The organism is Paraburkholderia caballeronis (genome assembly GCF_900104845.1).
Lineage (GTDB): Bacteria > Pseudomonadota > Gammaproteobacteria > Burkholderiales > Burkholderiaceae > Paraburkholderia > Paraburkholderia caballeronis.
Genome location: NZ_FNSR01000001.1, coordinates 3,470,539 through 3,492,094, shown reverse-complemented (window position 1 = coordinate 3,492,094; position 21,556 = coordinate 3,470,539). Strand labels below are relative to the sequence as shown.

The following is a 21,556-nucleotide window of genomic DNA, read 5'->3' as shown; positions in this document are numbered from 1 at the left end:
ATGAGATGAGCGTAAGTACTAAAGCGCCCACTCTCATCGACAAGGAGCACGATATGAGCGTCGCGAATTCCGCAGTGCGTCATCCGTCTCATTCCACCGGCTCGCCCGCCGCCGCGCGCCGCGCGCGGCTCGAAGCCAGCCAGCATCCGGTGCTCGCCGGGCCGAGCACGTCGGCCGTCGCGATCGGCGGCGCGGACACCGGCGAGGTCGCGTGCGTGACGCTCGCGAATCCGTATCTGCGCATCGACGTCGCGCCGCAGCTCGGCGGCGGCCTCACGCGCTTCGACTGGCGCAGCGAGGGCGTGCTCGAACCGGTGTTCCGCCGCTGCGAGCACGTGGGTTCGCTCACCGATCCGAACGAACTCGCGTGTTATCCGCTGCTGCCGTATTCGAACCGGATCGGCCGGGGCCGGTTCCGCTTCGGCGGCCGCGACATCGACGTGCCGTGCAACCGCGCGTGCGAGCCGCTGCCGATCCACGGCGACGGCTGGCTCGCGCACTGGCAGATCGAGCACGCGGAGCGCGAGCGCGTGCGGCTCGCGCTCGACCGCAGCGACGGCGCGCCGTATGCGTATCGCGCGGCGCTCACCTATGCGCTCGAAGGCACCACGCTGTCGGTCACGCTCGAAATCGAGAACGCGGGCCGCGACGCGATGCCGTTCGGGCTCGGGCTGCATCCGTTCCTCGCGCGCGACGCGTCCACCGAACTGTCCGCGCCGGCGAGCGGCCTGTGGCTGTCCGGCGACGACTGGCTGCCGGTGCGCCACGTGCCGGCGCCGCCCGCGTGGCAGTTCGGCGTCGCGTATCCGCTGCCGGACAGCGTGGTGAACCACGCGTTCAGCGGCTGGAGCGGGCGCGCGGCGGTGGTGTGGGCGCGGCGGCGGCTGTCGCTGTCGATCAGCGCGGACACCGACTACTACGTGCTGTACACGCCGCAGCACGCGGACTTCTTCTGCTTCGAGCCGGTCGATCATCCGATCGACGCGGTCAACATGCCCGGCGGCGGCGACGCGCACGGGATGACCGCGCTCGCGCGCGGCGAGCGGCTGGTCCGCCAGTTCGACTTCACCGTCGAGCGGATGGACATGCGCGCGGCCGCGAGCGTGCACCGGCCGGGCCGGTCGCGGGCCGGCGCGCGCGACGGCCGCGCCGCGAAGGGCGTCCGCGCGCGCTGACCGCGCGCCGCCGCTCTGCGCACGCGGGCGGCGGCGCGGCGGCGAGCCCGGTTAAAATACGCGCCGTTTTCTTCTCTGGCTCGCCGCGAGTTTTCTCACCATGTCCTCTTTCACCCAGACCCTCGACGCCGCCTGGCAGCGCACCGGTTCGCTGCTGTGCGTCGGCCTCGACCCCGAGCCCGCGAAGTTTCCGGCCGCGTTCGCCGGCCGCGCGGACGCGATCTTCGCGTTCTGCCGCGACATCGTCGATGCGACCGCGCCATACGCGTGCGCATTCAAGCCGCAGATCGCGTACTTCGCCGCGTTTCGCGCCGAGGACCAGCTCGAACAGTTGATCGCGCATATCCACGCGCGGCATCCGGGCCTGCCGGTGATCCTCGACGCGAAACGCGGCGACATCGGCAGCACCGCCGAGCAGTACGCGCGCGAAGCGTTCGACCGCTATCGCGCGGACGCGGTGACGGTCAACCCGTACATGGGTTTCGACTCGATCGAGCCGTATCTGGAGCACGCGGGCAAGGGCGTGATCGTGCTGTGCCGCACGTCGAATCCGGGCGGCTCCGATCTGCAGTTCCTGGAGACGGGCGGCAAGCCGCTCTACCAGGTGGTCGCGCAACTCGCCGCGCAGAAGTGGAACGCGAGCGGCGAACTGGGTTTGGTGGTCGGCGCGACGTTCCCGAAGGAGATCGAGACGGTGCGCGGGATCGTCGGCGAGATGCCGCTGCTGATTCCGGGAATCGGCGCGCAGGGCGGCGACGTCGAGGCGACCGTGCGCGCGGGGCGCAACGCGGCCGGCACCGGGATGCTGATCAACTCGTCGCGCGCGATCATCTATGCGGGCAAGGGCGACGACTTCGCGGCAGCCGCCGCGCGCGCCGCAGAGGACACGCGCGACCGGATCAACGCGTTCCGCTGATCCGGGTTCTTTGCCGTTGCCGCCACCATGCGGGTCATCGGCGGCGTGGCGGTGTTCAACCTTTCGACGCCGCCAGCTTGCCGGGCCGTTCGATCCGCGTCCGATGCCGTGGATAGCCGGCCGTCACAGCGCGGCGGCGTCCGCGATCTCGAATTCGCGGAACCCGAAACCCGGCGCGGCGGCGTTCAATCCTTCGATGCCGCGGGCTTGCCGAGCAGTTCGATCAGCGCCCGGTGCAGCGGAAAGCGGGCTATCAGCGCGGCGGTGTCCGCGATCTCGAACTCGCTGAATTCGAAACCCGGCGCGACCGTGCAGCCGACGAACGCATACGCGGACGGATCGCAGCAGCGCGCGGCGAACCAGTGACCCTTCGGCACGACCGCCTGGAACACGGTGTCCGCATGTTCGAGCGCGTGGCCGAGCCGCCGCGTCGACAGCACGCCGCCTTCGTCGATCGCATGCACTTCGAGCGGCGAGCCCGCATAGAAATGCCAGACCTCGTCCGAGCGGATCCGGTGCCACGCGGAGTACGCGCCGTTGCACAGCAGGTAGTAGATCGCGGTCGATGCGGCGCGCGTGCCGTCGCTGTCCGGCGCGCCGTCGCGCAGCACCTGGGTCGGCGACCGGAACGTCTCGCTGTAGTAACCGCCTTCCGGATGCGGTTCCAGTCCGAAGCGGCGGATCAGTTCGTCGACGGCGGCCTGTGTGTTGCCCATTCGCTTCTCCGTCACGCGTTCAGCGTTCCTTTTCGTCGAGCAGCGCGAGCAGCCCGCGCAACGCGTGCGCGGCGGCCTGCACGCGCACCTGTTCGCGGTCGCCCTTGAACACCAGCGTCTCGACGCTCGTGTGCAGCCGGTTGCTCCACGCGAACGACACCATGCCGACCGGCTTGTCCGGCGTGCCGCCGCCCGGCCCGGCGACGCCGGTGATCGCGAGCGACACCTGCGCGCGGCTGTTGCGCAGCGCGCCTTCGGCCATCGCGCGCGCGACCGGCTCGCTGACCGCGCCGTGCTTTTCGATCAGCTCGGGCGGCACGCCGATCATTTCGCTCTTCGCCTGGTTGGAGTACGTGACGAAGCCGCGTTCGAACCAGTTGCTGCTGCCGGAGATGTCGGTGATCGCGGTCGCGACCATGCCGCCGGTGCAGGATTCGGCGGTCGCGAGCATCAGGCGGCTGTCGCGCAGACGGTTGCCGGCGCGGATCGCCAGTTGATGGACGACGGTGTCGGTGGGCATCGGGTGAGGTCCGGTAAGGGTGGGTGCGCGGTCGTCAGACCGACATCCGCCACAGCGCGATCACGAGCAGCGTGAAGAACGCGGCGACGAGGTCGTCGAACATGATGCCGAAACCGCCTTTCAGGCGGCGGTCGAAGTAGCGGATCGGCGGCGGCTTCACCATGTCGAAGAAGCGGAACAGCACGAACGCCCACAGCCGGCCGGTGAAGCCGATCGGCGTCACCATCAGCAGCACGAGCCAGAACGCGACGATCTCGTCCCACACGATCGCGGACGGGTCGTCGGTGCGCAGCTTTTTCGCGGTGAAGCCGGTGATGCCGATGCCGGCGAAGAAGCCGACGACGATCAGCAGGCCCCAGTCGAGCACGGTCAGGTAGCGGCTCAACACTTCGAACGACGCCCACGCGAACAGCGTGCCGGCGGTGCCCGGCGCGAGCCGCGACAGGCCGCTGCCGAAACCGAGCGACACGATGTGCAGCGGATGCGTGAGCATGAACGGCGCGTCGGCGCGGCGCGGCGCGGCGGCTGCTGGTCCGGCCGGACGCGGCGCGGGCGGATTCGGCAGATTTGGCAGCGGATCGGCCGGAGCGGGCGTGGGGTCAGTCGGCATGAAAGTGGTCGAAGCCTTGCAGCGTCAGGTTGAGCGGCGCACCGGACGCGTCGCGCCAGGAGATCGACGGCGTCGCGCGTTGCGGGTCGGCCGGGTCGAGTGCAGTAATTGTACCGATGCGGGTCGCGCGCACGCCCGCCTGTTGCGCGGCCGCCTCGACCGCCGCGCGCCGGTCCGGCGGCGCGGTGAAGCACAGTTCGTAGTCGTCGCCGCCCGCGAGCGCGCACTGGCGCTGCACGTCGCGCGGCAGCTTCGCGAGCGCGGCCGATTTCGGCGGCGCGTCCGCGTCGATCAGCGCGGCGACGTTCGAGCGTTCGAGGATGTGCAGCAGGTCGCCCGCGAGGCCGTCCGACACGTCGAGCGCCGCGTGCGCGACGCCGCGCAGCGCGAGGCCGAGCGCGACGCGCGGCTCGGGCCGCTCCAGCGCGCGGCGCAGCACGGCCGCGTCGGTCTCGTTCGTCGTCCATTCGCCGCGCAGCAGGCCGAGGCCCGCGCGCGCGTCGCCGGGCGTGCCGGACACCCACACGTCGTCGCCCGGCCGCGCGGCGTCGCGGCGCAACGCGTGCTGCGGCGGCACCGAGCCGAAGATCGTGAGGCACAGGTTCAGCGGGCCGGCGGTCGTGTCGCCGCCGATCAGCTCGCAGTCGTAGCGGTCCGCGAGTTCGAAGAGGCCCGCGCTGAACGCGGCGAGCCAGTCCTCGCGCGGCGCGGGCAGCGAGAACGCGAGCGTGAAGCCGAGCGGCGCGGCGCCCATCGCCGCGAGGTCCGACAGGTTCACCGCGAGCGCCTTGTGGCCGAGCGCGTGCGGATCGACGTTCGGCAGGAAGTGGCGGCCTTCGACCAGCATGTCCGTCGACACCGCGAGCACCTCGCCGGGCGGCGGCGCGATCAGCGCGCAGTCGTCGCCGATGCCGAGCGTTGCGCGGCGCGTGTGCGCGCGGGCGCGCTGCGCGAAGTAGCGGTCGATCAGGGAGAATTCGGAAAGCATGAACGGCGGTCTCGCGAGAGCCGGACGACGCCGGCGGGACAGGTTGCGCGCGGCGCGCGGCCGGGGCGCTTCACGCATCCCGGTCGCGGCACATGCGCCGGAACTGTAAGCAATCGTGGCGGGGAATGGCGCTACAATGCGTGTCGAATCGCCATTCTAATCTGCACTACAACCTGCCTCTCATGTCGAATCCCGCCACGACCAAGCTTCGCGAAGCCGCCCTCGATTATCACGAATTCCCGACCCCCGGGAAGATCGCGATTGCGCCCACCAAGCAGATGATCAACCAGCGCGACCTGTCGCTCGCGTATTCGCCGGGTGTCGCGTTCGCGTGCGAGGCGATCGTCGAAAATCCGCTGGACGCCGCGCGCTTCACCGCGCGCAGCAACCTGGTCGGCGTCGTGACGAACGGCACCGCGGTGCTCGGCCTCGGCAACATCGGGCCGCTCGCGTCGAAGCCGGTGATGGAAGGCAAGGCGGTGCTGTTCAAGAAGTTCGCGGGCATCGACGTGTTCGACATCGAACTGAACGAGTCCGACCCGCACAAGCTGGTCGACGTGATCGCCGCGCTCGAACCGACGTTCGGCGGCATCAACCTCGAAGACATCAAGGCGCCGGACTGCTTCATCGTCGAGCGCGAATGCCGCAAGCGGATGAAGATCCCGGTTTTCCACGACGACCAGCACGGCACCGCGATCGTCGTGGCAGCCGCGGTGACGAACGGCCTGAAGGTGGTCGGCAAGGACATCAAGGAAGTGAAGCTCGTGTCGTCGGGCGCCGGCGCCGCGGCGCTCGCGTGCCTGGAGCTGCTGGTCGACATCGGCCTGCCGCGCGAGAACATCACCGTGACCGACCTCGCGGGCGTCGTGTACAAGGGCCGCACCGAGCTGATGGACCCGGACAAGGAACGCTTCGCGCGCGAAACGAATGCGCGCACGCTTGCCGAAGTCATCGAAGGCGCGGACGTGTTCCTCGGCCTGTCGGCCGGCGGCGTGCTGAAGCAGGAGATGGTCAAGCAGATGGCCGCGAAGCCGCTGATCCTCGCGCTCGCGAACCCGACGCCGGAAATCCTGCCGGAACTCGCGCTCGAAGTGCGTCCGGACGCGGTGCTGGCGACCGGCCGCACCGACTATCCGAACCAGGTGAACAACGTGCTGGTGTTCCCGTTCCTGTTCCGCGGCGCGCTCGACGTCGGCGCGACGACGGTGACGAAGGAAATGGAAATCGCCGCCGTGAACGCGCTCGCCGAACTGGCGCGCCAGGAGCAGAGCGACGTCGTCGCGACCGCGTACGGGATCCAGGACCTGTCGTTCGGCCCCGAGTACCTGATTCCGAAGCCGTTCGATCCGCGCCTGATCGTGAAGATCGCGCCGGCCGTCGCGCAGGCCGCGATGGACTCGGGCGTCGCGACCCGTCCGATCGAGGACATGGACGCGTACGAGCAGCATCTGCAGCAGTTCGTGTATCACAGCGGCACGACGATGAAGCCGATCTTCCAGATCGCGCGCGCGGTCGAGCCGGAGAAGAAGCGCATCGTGTTCGCCGAGGGCGAGGAAGAGCGCGTGCTGCGCGCGATCCAGATCGTCGTCGACGAAAAGCTCGCGAAGCCGATCCTGATCGGCCGCCCGGCGGTGATCGAGCAGCGCATCGCGCGCTACGGCCTGCGCCTCGTCGCGGGCCAGGACTACACGGTCGTGAACACCGACCACGACGAGCGTTACCGCGACTTCTGGCAGACCTACGCGAAGATCATGGCGCGCAAGGGCATCACGCCGCAGATGGCGAAGCTCGAAATGCGCCGCCGCACGACGCTGATCGGCTCGATGCTGGTGAAGAAGGGCGACGCCGACGGGATGATCTGCGGCACGGTCAGCACGACGCACCGTCACCTGCACTTCATCGACCAGGTGATCGGCAAGAAGCCGGGCGCGAGCGTCTACGCGGCGATGAACGCGCTGGTGCTGCCGAACCGGCAGATCTTCCTCGTCGACACGCACGTAAACGTCGATCCGACGCCGGAGCAACTGGCCGAGATCACGCTGATGGCGGCCGACGAAGTGCGCCGCTTCGGCATCGAGCCGAAGGTCGCGCTGGTGTCGCATTCGAACTTCGGTTCGAGCCTCGCGCCGTCCGCGCAGAAGATGCGCGACCTGCTCGCGATCCTGCGCGAGCGCGCGCCGGAACTGCAGGTGGACGGCGAGATGCACGGCGACGTCGCGCTCGACGCAAACCTGCGCGCGGAGATCCTGCCGGACTCGACGCTGGAAGGCGAGGCGAACCTGCTGGTGATGCCGAACATCGACGCGGCGAACATCTCGTACAACCTGCTGAAGACCGCGGCAGGCAACAACATCGCGATCGGGCCGATCCTGCTCGGCGCTGCGCGGCCGGTGCACGTGCTGACCGCGTCGGCGACGGTGCGCCGGATCGTCAACATGACCGCGCTGCTGGTCGCGGATGTGAACGCGGCGCGTTAAGCTCCGTCCCCGGGCGGGCTGGTTGCGCGGTGTGCGCTGACCGGCCGGCCCGGTCTAAAAAAGTGGCGCGCCTGCAACGGGCGCGCCGCGGTTCCGGGCTGGCGCGCGGAACCCCGTCGAAGGGTTCCGCCACCGGGCGAATTGCCGCCTGCCGCGCCGTTTGCAGCCCGTTTCATGCGGGTCTCGGGCAATCTTTCCCTTATTGCAAAAATTACCGGGCCTTGACCGGTTCGGGGTGCGCGCACGTCCGCCGCCGCCGGGAAAGCGTTGATTCCAGAGGCCTTTAGCGATACCCTTGCATCTTTCATGGTCGTCAAACGCGTGGATCCGACAGCGGGAAACCAGATGGCGCGCAGGGGGCTGCTTCAGGGAAACTGCGGCAACGAGACAGTGACGTCGGGCGCGAGCCTCGGCGGGCTGTGCACCCACCACTGGTCAGGCAGCCTGCGGCGGGTGGCGACGGCGGCGGTCGTGGCGGCGGTCGCATTCGCCGGCTTCGCGGCACCGGGCGCAGAAGCGCGCACCAGCCGCGCTGACGACGCCGGCGCTGTCACCGCGACGATCGAGCGGTCCGAACTGCCGCGCGAAGCTGCCAATACGCTGGACCTGATCGCCGCGGGCGGGCCGTTTTCGTACGGGAAAGACGGCGTCGTATTCGGCAATTTCGAGCGGCTGCTGCCGCAGCACCGGCGTGGCTACTATCACGAATACACCGTGCCGACGCCGCGCGCGCGCAATCGCGGCGCGCGGCGCATCGTCTGCGGCGGTCCGCAGCGGCGGACCGACAACTGCTACTACTCCGACGACCACTACGCCAGTTTTAAGCGAATTGTTGAATGAAACCGGGAAGAGCGGCATGAGCGATAACGTCTACGCGCACGACACCAGGGTCGCGAGGGATCTGTTCGCGGCCGGCGAAGGCAACCTGTTTCAGCGCGTCATGCAGATGAAGAGCGCCGGGCAGCAGGGCGAGGGCGCCCACGGCGAGGCCGGCGGGACGCTTTCACCTGGCGAGGGGGCGATGAGTCTGTTCAGGACGGTCCGGCCGAACATCGTGCAGTCGATCCGCGCGTTCCGCGTGCAGGATCTGGCCGACGAGGCGGAGCGGTTGCAGCAGCATTTCCTGTATGCGTACTGCGCGAACGCGCAGACGAAGCAGGAAGTGCTCGAAACGATCGCGACGTCGTTTCTGTTTCCGAAGCATTTCGGCAAGAACTACGACGCGCTGCACGACTGCCTGACCGATCTCGTGCAGAAGGCCGGCGAGCAGCCGGGTTTCGTGATCGTGCTCGAAGGGCTGCCGATCGCGCAGAAGTTCGACAAGGAAGGGCGCGAGACGCTGCTCGACGTGTTCCGCGAGGCGTCTGAATTCTGGGCCGAGCGGAAGGTGCCGTTCCGCGTGTTCTACTCGTTCGCGTAGGCCGTTCGGCGCCGCGTTTGTTTCGGCATCCGTTTTATGCAAGGCCCGCCTTCGGCGGGCCTTGTCGTTTTCAGGCGGCGTTTGCTGTTTCGCCGTCCCCTTTCGCCCGTATTCTCACCATCCCCCCCAGCGTCCGGCCAGCGCGGCCAGCACCGCGATGCCCGCCGTCTCGGTGCGCAGCACGCGCGGCCCGAGGCCGATCGACGTGAATCCGCGCGCGACGGCCGCGTCCTCTTCGTTGGGCGACAACCCGCCTTCCGGTCCGATCAGCAGGATCACTTCGCCCGCCGGCGGCGTGTGGGGCAGCGCCGCGAACGCAATGCTCGCGCGCGGCGACAGCAGCAGCCGCAATTCGCCGTCCGCCGGCGTCGCGGGCAGCGCGTCGAGCCACGCGCCGATCTCGCGCGATGGCGCGACGTCCGGCAGCCGGTTGCGGCCGCACTGCTCACACGCGGCCTGCACGATGCGCTGCCAGTGCGCGTGCCGCTTTTGCGCGCGCTCGCCGGACAGCCGCACGACGCCGCGCGCGGTCGTCAGCGGCGCGAAGCCGGACGCGCCGAGTTCGACGGCCTTCTCGATCAGCCAGTCCATCTTGTCGCTGCCGGCGATGCCCTGCGCGAGCGTCAGCCGGTACGGCGGCTCGGCCTCCACGTCGCGGAATGCTCCGATGCGCACCGTTGCCGCGCGCCGTTCGACGCCGACGATTTCCGCGCGGTATTCGCCGCCGTCGCCGTTGAACAGCGCGATCGCGTCGCCGGCTTGCAGGCGCAGCACCTGAACATGGCGGGTGACTTCATCGGGAAGGGTAATCACGTCGTCGGACTGAAGCGGGACGCCGACGAAAAAGCGGGGCACGGAAGACGTACTCATCGATCAGAGGGAGACCATCAAAGGTGGCAGGCGAGCGCCCAGCGGTAGCCGTCGAGATCCTCGATCTGAGCGAAGCGGTCGCCCCAGAACTGGTCCTGCGGCTCGCTCAGCGACTTCGCGCCGGCCGTCAGCGCGCGGGCGTACACCGTGTCGACGTCGTCGACGTACAGGTAGAACGACTGCGGCGCGATCGCGCCCGCGCTGCGCGGCGTGTGCGCGGTCGAGCCGAATGCCCCCTCCGGCGCGAACATCACGATCAACTGGTCGTGATAGCTCATCTCCACGTGCATCACCACGCCGTCGTCCTGTACGCAGTCGCGCACCGAAAAACCGAAAGCCGCCTCGAAGAAGGCGATCGCGGCGCGGGCGTCGCGCACCGTCAGGTACGGCGTCAGCCACGGCACTCCGGCGGGACGTGGTGCGGTCATCAGGGCTCTCCAGGTTCGAGGTTCGATGGGCGTCGCTGCGGCGTCGCCGAGCGGCGGACCGCCGGCGTCACGGCTCCAGCAATGGCCCTAGTTTATCGCGCGCGGTCAGCGGCGCCGCGAACAGCGCGGCGTGCACGCGGGCGTCGTAGCAGCGCAGACCGGCGATCCCGCGCTGCGCGATCCGTTGCGCGAGCGTGGCCGCATCGGGCGCGAGCGGATCGAGCCGGTCGCTCGCGACCGCCATCAGCCATAACGAGCCGTACAGCGGCACGAACGCGCCGAGCGTGCGCACCGTCGCGAACGACGCGCGCAGTCCGTCGAGCAGCGCGCCGATCCGCGCCGCGTGCTGATACGGCGAGCCGAGGTGCAGCGACACGAGCGCGTCGTCCGTCGTCACGCGTTTCAGCGCCGCGTAGAACTCGCGTGTGTAGAGCCCGGCGGCCGGCGAGTCCGGCGGCGTCAGGTCGAATACGACGAGGTCGAAACGCTCGCGGGTCGCCGCGACGAACAGCGCGGCGTCGCCGATCACCAGTTCGACGCGCGGGTCGTCGAACGCGCCGCCGCGCACCTCCGGCAGATAGTCGCCGGTGAGCCGCACGACGTCCGGATCGAGTTCCGCGACGACGATCCGCGCGATGCCCGGGTGCCTGAGCAACTGGCGCGCCGCGCCGCCGTCGCCGCCGCCGAGCACGAGCGCCGCGCGCGGCGACGGGTGCGTGAGCGCGGCCGGATGCACCATGCATTCGTGATAGACGAACTCGTCGCCGGCGGACGTCATCGGCCGGCCATCGAGCGTGAACAGGCAGCCGAGTTGCGGCGTGTCCCAGACCTCGATGCGCTGCCACGCCGAAGCGACGGACTCCAGCCGTCGCGCGCCAGGGAACCCGTAGAGCGTGTCGGCGGCGGGGTGGAAAATGAGCGGGTCGTTCACGATGGGTCGCGCGCGGCGCAGCCGGAAAAGTAAGGCAAACGGCGGAATTATACGTGCTGCATGCGGGCTGAACTCGACTGATCGGGGCGCACTGCCGCGCCGCTCGCGGGCCGATCGAGAGCCGATCGAGAGCCGATCGAGAGCCGATCGAGAGCCGATCAAGAGCCGATCAAGAGCCGATCGAGAGCCGATCGAGAGCCGATCGAGAGCCGTCCCCGGCCTCGATCGCGGCTCGACCGCTAACGTCGCGCGACGTGTCGCGCCGTCGCGGCGGGTACGGCGGATGCGCACGCTGCGGCCGAGCTGCGGAGGCGATCGCCGGCGCGCCGCAGGTGCTGGCGCGCGCGTCGCTTCGGCCCGCCGCGCGGCGGGCCGCACCGGCCTTCGGAGCCCGCGCCGACGCGCCTGTCCGACAGGGAAAATCTGCACGATCTGTTAGACTATCGCCCTTTGCAGCCTTGCCCGTTTGCTCTGCCCGTTTCGCGTCTTCCGGCGCCGCATCGTGCGTCGTAGCGGACGGCTAGCCGAGCTTCCGGACCCCGCGCTGCTGTGCCGCCGCCACTTCGCGCACGCCGCTTTTTGCACTCGTTCCCGGACTCGACATGACGACCCCGTCCTCTTCCCCCGCCGCCTCTACCCAGCTGATGGCCAACGCGATCCGCGCGCTGTCCATGGACGCCGTTCAACAGGCAAACTCGGGCCACCCCGGCATGCCGATGGGCATGGCCGAAATCGCGGTCGCGCTGTGGTCGCGCCATCTGCGCCACAACCCGGCGAACCCGCACTGGAACGACCGCGACCGCTTCGTGCTGTCGAACGGCCACGGCTCGATGCTGCTGTATTCGCTGTTGCACCTGACCGGCTACGAGCTGCCGATCGGCGAACTGAAGAACTTCCGCCAGCTGCATTCGAAGACGCCCGGCCATCCGGAATACGGCATCACGCCGGGCGTCGAGACGACCACCGGCCCGCTCGGCCAGGGGGTCGCGAACGCGGTCGGCATGGCGCTCGCGGAGGCGCTGCTCGCGGACGAATTCAACAAGCCGGACGCGAAGATCGTCGATCACCACACGTACGTGTTCCTCGGCGACGGCTGCATGATGGAAGGCATCTCGCACGAGGCCTGCTCGCTCGCCGGCACGCTGAAGCTGAACAAGCTGATCGCGCTGTACGACGACAACGGCATTTCGATCGACGGCGACGTCGTGAACTGGTTCCACGACGACACGCCGAAGCGTTTCGAGGCGTACGGCTGGAACGTGATCCCGCACGTGGACGGCCATGACGTCGACGCGGTCGACGCGGCGATCCAGAAGGCGAAGGCGTCGGACAAGCCGACGCTGATCTGCTGCAAGACGGTGATCGGCAAGGGCGCGCCGACCAAGCAGGGCGGCCACGACGTGCACGGCGCGGCGCTCGGCGCGGAAGAGATCGCGAAGTGGCGCGCGGCGTCCGGCTGGAAGTGGGAGCCGTTCGTCGTGCCGCAGGAAGCGTACGACGACTGGAGCGCGAAGGCGTCCGGCGCGAAGCTCGAAGCGACGTGGAACGACGCGTTCGCGCAGTACAAGGCGAAGTATCCGCAGGAAGCCGCCGAGTTCGAGCGCCGCAACGCGAAGCGCCTGCCCGACGACTGGGCGCAGAAGGCGAAGGCGATCATCGCGGACGCCGACGCGCGCAAGGAAACGGTCGCGACCCGCAAGGCGTCGCAGCAGACGATCGAAGGGCTCGCCGCCGCGCTGCCGGAACTGCTCGGCGGTTCGGCTGACCTGACCGGCTCGAACCTGACGAACTGGAAGGCGTCGAAGCCGGTCCGCGCGAACAAGGACGGCGCGGGCGTCCAGTGGGGCAACCACATCAACTACGGCGTGCGCGAATTCGGCATGAGCGCCGCGATCAACGGGCTCGCGCTGCACGGCGGCTACAAGCCGTTCGGCGGCACGTTCCTGACGTTCTCCGACTACAGCCGCAACGCGCTGCGCGTCGCCGCGCTGATGAAGGCGCCGTCGATCTTCGTGTTCACGCACGACTCGATCGGCCTCGGCGAGGACGGCCCGACGCACCAGTCGGTCGAGCAGCTCGCGAGCCTGCGGCTGATCCCGCACATCACGCTGTGGCGTCCGGCCGACACGGTCGAGACGGCGGTTGCGTGGACCCAGGCGATCGAGCATCACGGCCCGTCGTGCCTCGTGTTCAGCCGCCAGAACCTCGCGTACAGCGAGCGCACCGACGCACAGATCGAGAACATCGCGAAGGGCGGTTACGTGCTGCGCGACTGGAACGACGACATCCCCGCGCGCAAGATCATCCTGATCGCGACCGGCTCCGAAGTCGAACTCGCGCTGAAGGCGGTCGAGCCGCTGCAGCGCGAAGGGATCGGCGCGCGCGTCGTGTCGATGCCGTCGACCAACGCGTTCGACCGCCAGGACGAAGCGTATCGCGAGCGCGTGCTGCCGAAGGGCGTGCGCCGCGTCGCGATCGAAGCGGGCGTGACCGACTTCTGGCGCAAGTACGTGGGTCTCGAAGGCGGCGTGGTCGGCATCGACTCGTTCGGCGAGTCGGCCCCGGCCGGCGTGCTGTTCAAGTATTTCGGCTTCACGGTCGAGCACATCGTCGCCACGGCGAAGGCGGCGCTCGACTAATGCGTGACGCCGCGCCGCCCGGAAGCGCGGCGCACGGCGGCCGGGCTCGCGCCCGGCCCGGCATCAGGATTTTTCAGCCATCAGGAGATAAACCATGACGATTCGCGTCGCAATCAACGGCTACGGCCGGATCGGCCGCAATACGCTGCGCGCCTTCTATGAAAACGGCAAGAAGCACGACATCGAGATCGTCGCGATCAACGACCTCGGTGACGCGAAGACCAACGCCCACCTGACGCAGTACGACACCGCGCACGGCAAGTTCCCCGGCGAAGTGTCGGTGGACGGCGACTTCCTCGTCGTGAACGGCGACCGCATCCGCGTGCTCGCGAACCGCAACCCGGCCGAACTGCCGTGGGGCGAGCTGGGCGTCGACGTCGTGCTGGAATGCACCGGCTTCTTCACGACGAAGGAAAAGGCGAGCGCGCACATCAAGGGCGGCGCGAAGAAGGTCATCATCTCGGCGCCGGGCGGCAAGGACGTCGACGCGACGATCGTCTACGGCGTGAACCACGGCGTGCTGAAGGCGTCGGACACGGTGATCTCGAACGCCTCGTGCACGACGAACTGCCTCGCGCCGCTCGTCAAGCCGCTGAACGACAAAATCGGCCTCGAAACCGGCCTGATGACGACGATCCACGCGTACACGAACGACCAGGTGCTAACCGACGTGTACCACGAGGACCTGCGCCGCGCGCGCTCGGCGACGCACAGCCAGATCCCGACGAAGACCGGCGCGGCGGCGGCGGTCGGCCTCGTGCTGCCGGAACTGAACGGCAAGCTCGACGGCTACGCGATCCGCGTCCCGACGATCAACGTGTCGATCGTCGACCTGTCGTTCATCGCGAAGCGCGACACGACGGTCGAAGAAGTGAACGCGATCATGAAGGAAGCGTCGGAAGGCGCGCTGAAGGGCATCCTCGGCTACAACACGGCGCCGCTCGTGTCGATCGACTTCAACCACAACCCGGCGTCGTCGACGTTCGACGCGACGCTGACGAAGGTGTCGGGCCGTCTCGTGAAGGTGTCGAGCTGGTACGACAACGAGTGGGGTTTCTCGAACCGCATGCTGGACACCGCGGTCGCGCTCGCGAACGCGAAGTAAGCGGCGTGTCGGGCCTGCGCGGCCCGATGCGGTGCTTCAACGAAAAACGCCACGGCAGCGATGCCGTGGCGTTTTTTCGTTGGCCTGTCTGCGCACGATCAAGACCCGATCGACAGTGCGCAGCAGGGGTGGCTGGATCAATGTTTGCGATGCGGGCAGTTGTCCTTCGTGCATGCGCCGTACAGCGCGAGCGCGTGTTCCTGCAGCTTGAAGCCGCGTTCGGTGGCGATCAATTGCTGGCGCTTCTCGATTTCGGGGTCGAAAAATTCCTCGACGAGCCCGCAGTCGAGGCACACCAGGTGATCGTGGTGGGTGCCTTCGTTCAGCTCGAACACCGCCTTGCCGGATTCGAAGTTGCTGCGCGTGAGGAGGCCCGCCTGCTCGAACTGCGTGAGCACGCGGTAGACGGTCGCGAGGCCGATGTCGAGTTCTTCGTTCAGCAGGCTGCGATAAACGTCTTCAGCCGTCAGGTGGCGGACCGGGCTGTGCTGAAAAATCTCCAGGATCTTGAGGCGCGGCAGTGTCGCTTTTAGCCCGATGTTCTTCAGATCGGTTGGATTGGTCATGACAATAAGTCCCTGGAGTACAATGCTGGGTTCTTAATGGTAATGCGTTTTTGCTGTTCCGGTCATCTTCGACAGAACTTCGACAGAATACGCGCGGCTTCGCTACGAATGCGATAAAAGAGCCCGCACGGTGAGGGAAATGATTCCAGAATCCAAAACGATCGGCCAGGGAGGCCGCCTCGCGCGCACCCTGACGGGGACGCTGCTGACCGCGGCGCTCGCGGTTGTCGCCGGCTGCTCGACTTACGACAGCCTGACTCAGCGCGTCGCGCAAAGCATCACGCCGTATCGGATCACGATCGTGCAGGGCAATTTCGTGTCGAAGGAAGCCGCGGCCCAGATGCGCGTCGGCATGTCGCGTGCGGAGGTGAAACAACTGCTCGGCACGCCGCTCCTTACCGACCTGTTCCACGCGAACCGCTGGGACTACGTGTTCTACTTCAAGCGCGGCTCGACGGCCGTCGTCCAGCAGCGTGACTTCGTCGTGAATTTCGACGGCGACCGCGTTGCCAACTGGACCGGCGGCGAAGACCTGCCGTCGAACCTCGAACTGCTCGCCGAGATCGACGGCGACCGCGCAGGCCGGCGCGCCCGCGCGAAGGCTGCCGCGGCCGCTTCGGCGCCCGTCGCCAGCAGCGCCGCAGCGGCCGCCGCGGGTTCGGAGGCCGCTGCGGCGGCGATCGGCGCAACGGTTCCGGACACCGCGCGCACGCCGTCGTCGGAACTCGGCAACGCGACGGCCGCATTGCCGGTCGAACCGAACGCACAGGCTGCCGACGCGGCGAACCGCGCGACGAACGCGGTGCAGACGCCGACCGGCCTGACGCCGTCGGTGCGCGCGAACACGCCGCCGTCGGCCGGCCTGCCGCCGAACGTCGGCACGATGCCGCAGCAGGTGCAATTGCGCCGCCAGCCGCCGCCGACGCCGAACGGTCCGCCGCCGAACCCGGTCGGGCCGACCGCCGGCAGCCAGGGCACCGGCGACGTGACGCCGCCCGCGCCCGCGCAGAATCCGTCGCTGGCCGCGCCGCCTGCGCCGGCATCCGCACCGGCGAACTGAACGGACTGAGCGGACTGCGCGATCGACCGCACGTGCGGTCCGGTCAGGACGCGCACCGCCGCAGCATGCATGAATTCGCGGCGCTGGTTCCGCTGCGTTCAGCGTCGCCGCATCAGCAGGGACACACATGAAAATCGCAATTGCCGGCGCGTCCGGCCGCATGGGCCGGATGCTCATCGAAACCGTGCTGAACGATCCGGCGCTGACGCTCGCCGGCGCGCTCGTCCCCGCCGGGTCCGATTCGCTCGGCCAGGACGCGGGTGCGTTCCTCGGCAGGCAAACCGGCGTGCGGCTCACCGACGACCTCGACCAGGTGTTCTCGCAGGCGGACTGCCTGATCGACTTCACGCGTCCAGCCGGCACGATGACGCATATCGAGGCCGCGCTGCGGCACGACGTGCGGCTCGTGATCGGCACGACCGGCTTCGACGCCGCGCAGAAGGCGACGTTGCAGGCGGCCGCGGAAAAGATCGGCATCGTGTTCGCCGCGAACATGAGCGTCGGCGTGAACGTCACGCTGAAGCTGCTCGAATTCGCCGCGCGTTATTTCGCGACCGGCTACGACATCGAGGTGATCGAGGCGCATCACCGGCACAAGGTCGATGCGCCGTCGGGCACGGCGCTCGCCATGGGCGAGGTGATTGCCGGCGCGCTCGGCCGCAGCCTCGACGACTGCGCGGTGTACGGCCGCCACGGCGTGACCGGCGAGCGCGATCCGTCGACGATCGGCTTTTCCGCGATTCGCGGCGGCGACATCGTCGGCGACCATACGGTGCTGTTCGCCGGCATCGGCGAGCGCGTCGAGATCACGCACAAGTCGGCCAGCCGGCTGTCGTATGCGCAGGGCGCGCTGCGCGCCGCGCACTTTCTCGAAGGCCGCGCGAGCGGCCTGTACGATATGCAGGACGTGCTCGGCCTGCGCTGAGCGTTTTTCTCCGGCGGGCGTGGCGCGTCTGCGCCGCCGGTAGCGAGGTCCGATGGCAGCGGGTACGGGCGTCATCCACTATCTGCAGTCCAGCGACGCGGTCACGCATGCGGTCGCGTGGGTGCTGCTCGCGATGTCCGTCGCGAGCTGGTGCTTCGTGATCGTCAAAAGCTGGATGCTGGTGCGCGCGAAACGCCAGGGGCCGCGCGGAATCGCGCGGTTCTGGCAGACGCGCACGCTGTCCGACGGCGTCGCGACGTTGCGTCAAACCGATCGCGAGCGCGTGTTCCTGCCGCTCGCCGAAGCGGCGCTCGCATCCGCCGAAGCCGACATTCCCGGGGTGCTGCTGTCGCGCGTCGAGCGCGGCGAACGCGTGCTGCGCGCGTTGCGCGGCGCGCTTCTCGCGTCGCAGCGGCGGCTCGAATTCGGCCAGGTGCTGCTCGCGTCGATCGGCAGCACCGCGCCGTTCGTCGGGCTGCTCGGCACCGTGTGGGGCATCTATCACGCGCTCGGCAGCATCGCGGCGAGCGGCCAGGCGCAGATCGAGAACGTCGCCGGCCCGGTCGGCGAGGCGCTGATCATGACCGCGTTCGGCCTTGTCGTCGCGATTCCGGCGGTGCTCGCGTACAACGTGCTCGGCCGTCTCGCGCGGCAGTTGTCCGACGACCTCGACGGCTTCGCGCACGACCTGCACGCGTACGTGTGCGCGCCGGCCGCCGAGCCGCGCCGGCACGAGCCGGTCGAATCCGGCGCGCGCTGACGCGCGAACCCGAAGGAGCATCCGATGGCATTCGGCGGACTCGAACGCAACCGCGACTCCGCGCCGATGGCGGACATCAACATGACGCCGCTGATCGACGTGATGCTCGTGCTGCTGGTGATCTTCATCATCACCGCGCCGCTGTTCACGCATGCGATCCGGCTCGATCTGCCGAAGGTCGCGGCCGAGCCCGCGCGGCAGACGCCGCAGACGGTCACGCTGTCGATCGACGGCGCGGGCCGGATCTTCTGGGACGGCCAGCCGGTGTCGGCGGACGAGATGCGCCAGCGTTTCGCGGCCGCCGCGAAAAGCCCCGAGCAGCCGGACCTGCAACTGCGCGCCGAACGCTCGACGCGCTACGAGGTGATCGCGCAGGTGATGGGCGCCGCGCAGCAGGCGGGGCTCGAACGGATCGGCTTCGTGACGGAGCCGCCGCCGGCGTCCGCCGCGCCCGCGCAGCCGTCGCCGTAGCCTTAAGCGTCTCCGCGACAGCCGTTGGCCGCAACGCAGCGTCGCCGCGCAGCCGTCACCACCGCAACAGCGGTAACGCAACAGCCGTAACAGCTCGCAACGCCGCCGTCGCCGCAGCCTTGATCGCGCGCCGGTCGCGGCGCGGTTACCGCACAATCGCGCCGCGACGCGGCCCCGGCTCCGCCGCCGAACCGCCCGGCGCGGAAAACCCCGGCCGGTCAACGGTATAATCACCGTTTCCCTGCGAGGCAGGGTCCAGAGCAGCCAACGCAACCAGCCGGGCCAGCGAGTCCGGCCCGGTGCATCCGGCACCGAACCCAGCACCGAATCCAGCGTCACCCATCCACACCATGCACGAAAAATACGTTCCCTCCGACGTCGAATCTGCCGCGCAGAACGAATGGCGCGCCAGCGACGCGTACCGGACGGCCGAAGTGGCCGACAAGCCCAAGTTCTATTGCGTGTCGATGCTGCCGTATCCGTCGGGCAAGCTCCACATGGGCCATGTGCGGAACTACACGATCAACGACGTGATGTACCGTTATCTGCGGATGAACGGCTACAACGTGCTGATGCCGATGGGCTGGGACGCGTTCGGGATGCCCGCCGAGAACGCCGCAATGGCGAACGGCGTGCCGCCCGCGAAGTGGACCTACGACAACATCGCGTACATGAAAGGCCAGATGCAGTCGATGGGCCTCGCGATCGACTGGTCGCGCGAAGTCGCCACCTGCAAGCCCGAGTACTACAAGTGGAACCAGTGGCTGTTCCTGAAGATGCTCGAAAAGGGCATCGCGTACAAGAAGACCGGCACCGTCAACTGGGACCCGGTCGACCAGACCGTGCTCGCGAACGAACAGGTGATCGACGGCCGCGGCTGGCGCTCGGGCGCGCTCGTCGAGAAGCGCGAGATCCCGATGTACTACATGCGGATCACGCAGTACGCGGATGAACTGCTGAACGACCTCGAAGGCCTCGGCTGGCCCGAGCGCGTGAAGGTGATGCAGCAGAACTGGATCGGCAAGAGCTTCGGCGTGAACTTCGGCTTCCCGTACGAACTCGACGGCGAACAGAAGCTGCTGCGCGTGTTCACGACGCGCGCCGACACGATCATGGGCGTCACGTTCTGCGCGATCGCCGCCGAGCATCCGCTCGCGACGCGTCTCGCGCAGGGCAAGCCCGAGCTTCAGGCATTCATCGACGAATGCAAGCGCGGCGGCGTCGCGGAAGCCGACGTCGCGACGATGGAAAAGAAGGGCATGGCGACCGGCTTCTTCGTCACGCATCCGCTCACGCGCGAGCAGGTCGAGGTGTGGATCGGCAACTACGTGCTGATGAGCTACGGCGAAGGCGCGGTGATGGGCGTGCCGGCGCACGACGAGCGCGACTTCGCGTTCGCGAAGAAGTACGGCCTGACGATCAAGCCGGTGATCGCGATCGAAGGCGAGACGTACTCGACCGACGCATGGCAGGAGTGGTACGGCGACAAGGAACGCGGCGTCTGCGTGAGCAGCGGCAAGTACGACGGCCTCGGCTACCCGCAGGCGGTCGATGCGATCGCCGCCGACCTGAAGGCGGGCGGTTACGGCGACAGGCAGGTCACGTGGCGTCTGCGCGACTGGGGCATTTCGCGCCAGCGTTACTGGGGCACGCCGATCCCGATCATCCACTGCCCGAGCTGCGGCGACGTGCCGGTCCCCGAAGCGGACCTGCCGGTCGTGCTGCCGGAAGACCTGGTGCCGGACGGCACCGGCAACCCGCTCGCGAAGTCCGAAGCGTTCGTGAACTGCACGTGCCCGAAGTGCGGCGCGGCGGCGAAGCGCGAAACCGACACGATGGACACGTTCGTCGACTCGTCGTGGTACTTCTACCGCTACGCGGCGCCGGACGCGACGACGATGGTCGACGCGCGCACCGACTACTGGATGCCGATGGACCAGTACATCGGCGGCATCGAACACGCGATCCTGCACCTGCTGTATTCGCGCTTCTGGGCGAAGGTGTCGCGCGACCTCGGCATCGTGAAGTTCGGCGAGCCGGCGAAGAACCTGCTCACGCAGGGGATGGTGCTGAACGAAACGTACTATCGCGAGAACGACGCGGGCAAAAAGACCTGGTACAACCCGGCCGACGTGACCGTCACGCACGACGACAAGGGCCGCCCGGTCGGCGCGACGCTGAACGCGGACGGCCAGCCGGTCGTGCTCGGCGGCGTCGAGAAGATGTCGAAGTCGAAGAACAACGGCGTCGATCCGCAGGTGCTGATCGACCTGCACGGCGCGGACACCGCGCGTCTCTTCACGATGTTCGCCGCGCCGCCCGAGCAGCAGCTCGAATGGTCGGGCGCGGGCGTCGAAGGCGCGAGCCGGTTCCTGCGCCGCGTGTGGGCGTTCGGCCATGCGCACGAAGCGGGTCTGAAGGCGCGCGCGACGTTCGACGTGGCGTCGCTGACCGAAACCGAAAAGACCGTGCGCCGCGAGATTCACGGCGTGCTGAAGCAGGCCGACTTCGACTATCAGCGTCTGCAGTACAACACGGTCGTGTCGGCCGCGATGAAGATGCTGAACGCGCTCGAAGGCGCGAAGGACGCGCGCCCCGCGGTGCTGCGCGAAACCTTCGGCGTGCTGCTGCGCGTGCTGTATCCGGTCGTGCCGCACCTGACGTTCCGGCTGTGGCAGGAACTCGGTTACGCGGACGAGTTCGGCACGCTGCTCGATGCGCCGTGGCCGAAGGTCGACGCCGCCGCGCTCGAACAGGCCGAGATCGAGCTCGTGCTGCAGGTGAACGGCAAGGTGCGCGGCGCGCTCAAGGTCGCGAAGGAAGCGCCGCGCGAAGCGATCGAAGCCGCCGCGCTCGCGCACGAGATGTTCGCGAAGTTCGCCGAAGGCAAGCCGCCGAAGAAGGTCGTCGTCGTGCCGGGACGGCTCGTGAACGTCGTCGTCTGATGAGGAACGATGCGGGCGCCGGTGCGCCCGCGTC

General features: G+C 68.5%; 20 protein-coding genes. 12 read left to right on the top strand and 8 right to left on the bottom strand.

Translation table 11 applies throughout. From position 1 onward, the window contains the following. The first annotated feature begins 53 nt into the window (after nucleotides 1–53). Nucleotides 54–1,175, top strand: a complete 1,122-nt coding sequence (locus BLV92_RS15560) for an aldose 1-epimerase (RefSeq protein ID WP_090546343.1) — start codon at nucleotides 54–56, stop codon at nucleotides 1,173–1,175. Nucleotides 1,176–1,275: 100 nt separating this feature from the next. Further along, the gene (gene pyrF / locus BLV92_RS15555; RefSeq protein ID WP_090546340.1) at nucleotides 1,276–2,091 is read left to right on the top strand and encodes an orotidine-5'-phosphate decarboxylase; all 816 of its coding nucleotides are present in this window, start codon (nucleotides 1,276–1,278) and stop codon (nucleotides 2,089–2,091) included. A 185-nt stretch (nucleotides 2,092–2,276) separates the two neighbouring features. Here pyrF and BLV92_RS15550 read toward each other — a convergent pair whose 3' ends face one another. From BLV92_RS15550 to thiL, 4 genes are read right to left on the bottom strand one after another with little or no spacing between them, the layout of a single operon-like run. Then, nucleotides 2,277–2,807, bottom strand: a complete 531-nt coding sequence (locus BLV92_RS15550; protein ID WP_090546338.1) for a cupin domain-containing protein — start codon at nucleotides 2,805–2,807, stop codon at nucleotides 2,277–2,279. Nucleotides 2,808–2,826: 19 nt separating this feature from the next. Then, on the bottom strand, nucleotides 2,827–3,327 hold the full coding sequence (locus BLV92_RS15545) for a CinA family protein (RefSeq protein ID WP_090546336.1): 501 nt from the start codon (nucleotides 3,325–3,327) through the stop codon (nucleotides 2,827–2,829). Nucleotides 3,328–3,361: 34 nt separating this feature from the next. Then, a complete protein-coding gene (locus BLV92_RS15540) occupies nucleotides 3,362–3,937 on the bottom strand; it encodes a phosphatidylglycerophosphatase A family protein (protein WP_090546335.1) in 576 nt (191 codons plus the stop codon). Then, on the bottom strand, nucleotides 3,927–4,925 hold the full coding sequence (gene thiL, locus BLV92_RS15535; protein ID WP_090546333.1) for a thiamine-phosphate kinase: 999 nt from the start codon (nucleotides 4,923–4,925) through the stop codon (nucleotides 3,927–3,929). Before thiL ends, BLV92_RS15540 begins: the two co-directional genes overlap by 11 nt. A gap of 182 nt (nucleotides 4,926–5,107) precedes the next feature. On the opposite strand from thiL, the gene BLV92_RS15530 reads away from it, so the two are divergent. The 3 genes from BLV92_RS15530 (at nucleotide 5,108) to BLV92_RS15520 (ending at nucleotide 8,822) form a co-directional block, all read left to right on the top strand. After that, nucleotides 5,108–7,402, top strand: coding sequence for an NADP-dependent malic enzyme (locus tag BLV92_RS15530; RefSeq protein WP_110332444.1), 2,295 nt, complete (start codon nucleotides 5,108–5,110; stop codon nucleotides 7,400–7,402). 345 nt (nucleotides 7,403–7,747) lie between these two features. Then, entirely contained in the window at nucleotides 7,748–8,242 is a 495-nt protein-coding gene (locus BLV92_RS15525) for a ribonuclease (RefSeq protein ID WP_373681804.1), read from the top strand. A 16-nt stretch (nucleotides 8,243–8,258) separates the two neighbouring features. Beyond that, nucleotides 8,259–8,822 (top strand): barstar family protein, encoded by a 564-nt coding sequence (locus tag BLV92_RS15520; RefSeq protein WP_090546330.1) that lies wholly within the window; start codon nucleotides 8,259–8,261, stop codon nucleotides 8,820–8,822. 114 nt (nucleotides 8,823–8,936) lie between these two features. On the opposite strand, the gene BLV92_RS15515 is transcribed toward BLV92_RS15520, so the two are convergent. From BLV92_RS15515 to speE, 3 genes are all read right to left on the bottom strand, one after another. After that, the gene (locus tag BLV92_RS15515; protein WP_177197915.1) at nucleotides 8,937–9,692 is read right to left on the bottom strand and encodes a 16S rRNA (uracil(1498)-N(3))-methyltransferase; all 756 of its coding nucleotides are present in this window, start codon (nucleotides 9,690–9,692) and stop codon (nucleotides 8,937–8,939) included. Between the two features lie 17 nt (nucleotides 9,693–9,709). Next, entirely contained in the window at nucleotides 9,710–10,120 is a 411-nt protein-coding gene (locus BLV92_RS15510) for a VOC family protein (protein ID WP_090546327.1), read from the bottom strand. Nucleotides 10,121–10,187: 67 nt separating this feature from the next. Next, the gene (speE, locus tag BLV92_RS15505) at nucleotides 10,188–11,051 is read right to left on the bottom strand and encodes a polyamine aminopropyltransferase (RefSeq protein WP_090546326.1); all 864 of its coding nucleotides are present in this window, start codon (nucleotides 11,049–11,051) and stop codon (nucleotides 10,188–10,190) included. Nucleotides 11,052–11,695: 644 nt separating this feature from the next. On the opposite strand from speE, the gene tkt reads away from it, so the two are divergent. Next, on the top strand, nucleotides 11,696–13,690 hold the full coding sequence (tkt, locus tag BLV92_RS15500; protein WP_177197920.1) for a transketolase: 1,995 nt from the start codon (nucleotides 11,696–11,698) through the stop codon (nucleotides 13,688–13,690). Between the two features lie 94 nt (nucleotides 13,691–13,784). Next, the gene (gene gap, locus BLV92_RS15495; protein ID WP_090546323.1) at nucleotides 13,785–14,795 is read left to right on the top strand and encodes a type I glyceraldehyde-3-phosphate dehydrogenase; all 1,011 of its coding nucleotides are present in this window, start codon (nucleotides 13,785–13,787) and stop codon (nucleotides 14,793–14,795) included. Nucleotides 14,796–14,932: 137 nt separating this feature from the next. Here the strand turns inward: gap and fur are convergent, their stop codons facing one another. Further along, nucleotides 14,933–15,361 carry a ferric iron uptake transcriptional regulator gene (fur, locus tag BLV92_RS15490; RefSeq protein WP_090546321.1) on the bottom strand — a complete coding sequence of 143 codons (429 nt, stop codon included), beginning with the start codon at nucleotides 15,359–15,361 and terminating at the stop codon, nucleotides 14,933–14,935. A gap of 139 nt (nucleotides 15,362–15,500) precedes the next feature. Here fur and BLV92_RS15485 point away from each other — a divergent pair, with 139 nt between their 5' ends. The 5 genes from BLV92_RS15485 (at nucleotide 15,501) to leuS (ending at nucleotide 21,522) form a co-directional block, all read left to right on the top strand. Next, nucleotides 15,501–16,421: an outer membrane protein assembly factor BamE gene (locus BLV92_RS15485; RefSeq protein WP_090546319.1), complete on the top strand. Its 921-nt coding sequence runs from the start codon at nucleotides 15,501–15,503 to the stop codon at nucleotides 16,419–16,421. Between the two features lie 127 nt (nucleotides 16,422–16,548). Continuing rightward, nucleotides 16,549–17,346, top strand: a complete 798-nt coding sequence (dapB, locus tag BLV92_RS15480) for a 4-hydroxy-tetrahydrodipicolinate reductase (protein ID WP_090546317.1) — start codon at nucleotides 16,549–16,551, stop codon at nucleotides 17,344–17,346. A 52-nt stretch (nucleotides 17,347–17,398) separates the two neighbouring features. Continuing rightward, entirely contained in the window at nucleotides 17,399–18,106 is a 708-nt protein-coding gene (locus BLV92_RS15475; RefSeq protein ID WP_090546315.1) for a MotA/TolQ/ExbB proton channel family protein, read from the top strand. A 24-nt stretch (nucleotides 18,107–18,130) separates the two neighbouring features. Next, entirely contained in the window at nucleotides 18,131–18,577 is a 447-nt protein-coding gene (locus BLV92_RS15470; protein WP_090546313.1) for an ExbD/TolR family protein, read from the top strand. Between the two features lie 350 nt (nucleotides 18,578–18,927). Continuing rightward, nucleotides 18,928–21,522: a leucine--tRNA ligase gene (gene leuS, locus BLV92_RS15465; protein ID WP_090546311.1), complete on the top strand. Its 2,595-nt coding sequence runs from the start codon at nucleotides 18,928–18,930 to the stop codon at nucleotides 21,520–21,522. Nucleotides 21,523–21,556 lie beyond the last annotated feature (34 nt).

What these genes read in the sequence shown, in the direction of transcription:
- BLV92_RS15560 (WP_090546343.1), top strand. Translation starts at nt 54, where the DNA reads ATGAGCGTCGCGAATTCCGCAGTGCGTCATCCGTCTCATTCCACCGGC.
- pyrF (WP_090546340.1), top strand. Translation starts at nt 1,276, where the DNA reads ATGTCCTCTTTCACCCAGACCCTCGACGCCGCCTGGCAGCGCACCGGT.
- BLV92_RS15550 (WP_090546338.1), bottom strand. Translation starts at nt 2,807, where the DNA reads ATGGGCAACACACAGGCCGCCGTCGACGAACTGATCCGCCGCTTCGGA.
- BLV92_RS15545 (WP_090546336.1), bottom strand. Translation starts at nt 3,327, where the DNA reads ATGCCCACCGACACCGTCGTCCATCAACTGGCGATCCGCGCCGGCAAC.
- BLV92_RS15540 (WP_090546335.1), bottom strand. Translation starts at nt 3,937, where the DNA reads ATGCCGACTGACCCCACGCCCGCTCCGGCCGATCCGCTGCCAAATCTG.
- thiL (WP_090546333.1), bottom strand. Translation starts at nt 4,925, where the DNA reads ATGCTTTCCGAATTCTCCCTGATCGACCGCTACTTCGCGCAGCGCGCC.
- BLV92_RS15530 (WP_110332444.1), top strand. Translation starts at nt 5,108, where the DNA reads ATGTCGAATCCCGCCACGACCAAGCTTCGCGAAGCCGCCCTCGATTAT.
- BLV92_RS15525 (WP_373681804.1), top strand. Translation starts at nt 7,748, where the DNA reads ATGGCGCGCAGGGGGCTGCTTCAGGGAAACTGCGGCAACGAGACAGTG.
- BLV92_RS15520 (WP_090546330.1), top strand. Translation starts at nt 8,259, where the DNA reads ATGAGCGATAACGTCTACGCGCACGACACCAGGGTCGCGAGGGATCTG.
- BLV92_RS15515 (WP_177197915.1), bottom strand. Translation starts at nt 9,692, where the DNA reads ATGAGTACGTCTTCCGTGCCCCGCTTTTTCGTCGGCGTCCCGCTTCAG.
- BLV92_RS15510 (WP_090546327.1), bottom strand. Translation starts at nt 10,120, where the DNA reads ATGACCGCACCACGTCCCGCCGGAGTGCCGTGGCTGACGCCGTACCTG.
- tkt (WP_177197920.1), top strand. Translation starts at nt 11,696, where the DNA reads ATGGCCAACGCGATCCGCGCGCTGTCCATGGACGCCGTTCAACAGGCA.
- gap (WP_090546323.1), top strand. Translation starts at nt 13,785, where the DNA reads ATGACGATTCGCGTCGCAATCAACGGCTACGGCCGGATCGGCCGCAAT.
- fur (WP_090546321.1), bottom strand. Translation starts at nt 15,361, where the DNA reads ATGACCAATCCAACCGATCTGAAGAACATCGGGCTAAAAGCGACACTG.
- BLV92_RS15485 (WP_090546319.1), top strand. Translation starts at nt 15,501, where the DNA reads ATGATTCCAGAATCCAAAACGATCGGCCAGGGAGGCCGCCTCGCGCGC.
- dapB (WP_090546317.1), top strand. Translation starts at nt 16,549, where the DNA reads ATGAAAATCGCAATTGCCGGCGCGTCCGGCCGCATGGGCCGGATGCTC.
- BLV92_RS15475 (WP_090546315.1), top strand. Translation starts at nt 17,399, where the DNA reads ATGGCAGCGGGTACGGGCGTCATCCACTATCTGCAGTCCAGCGACGCG.
- BLV92_RS15470 (WP_090546313.1), top strand. Translation starts at nt 18,131, where the DNA reads ATGGCATTCGGCGGACTCGAACGCAACCGCGACTCCGCGCCGATGGCG.
- leuS (WP_090546311.1), top strand. Translation starts at nt 18,928, where the DNA reads ATGCACGAAAAATACGTTCCCTCCGACGTCGAATCTGCCGCGCAGAAC.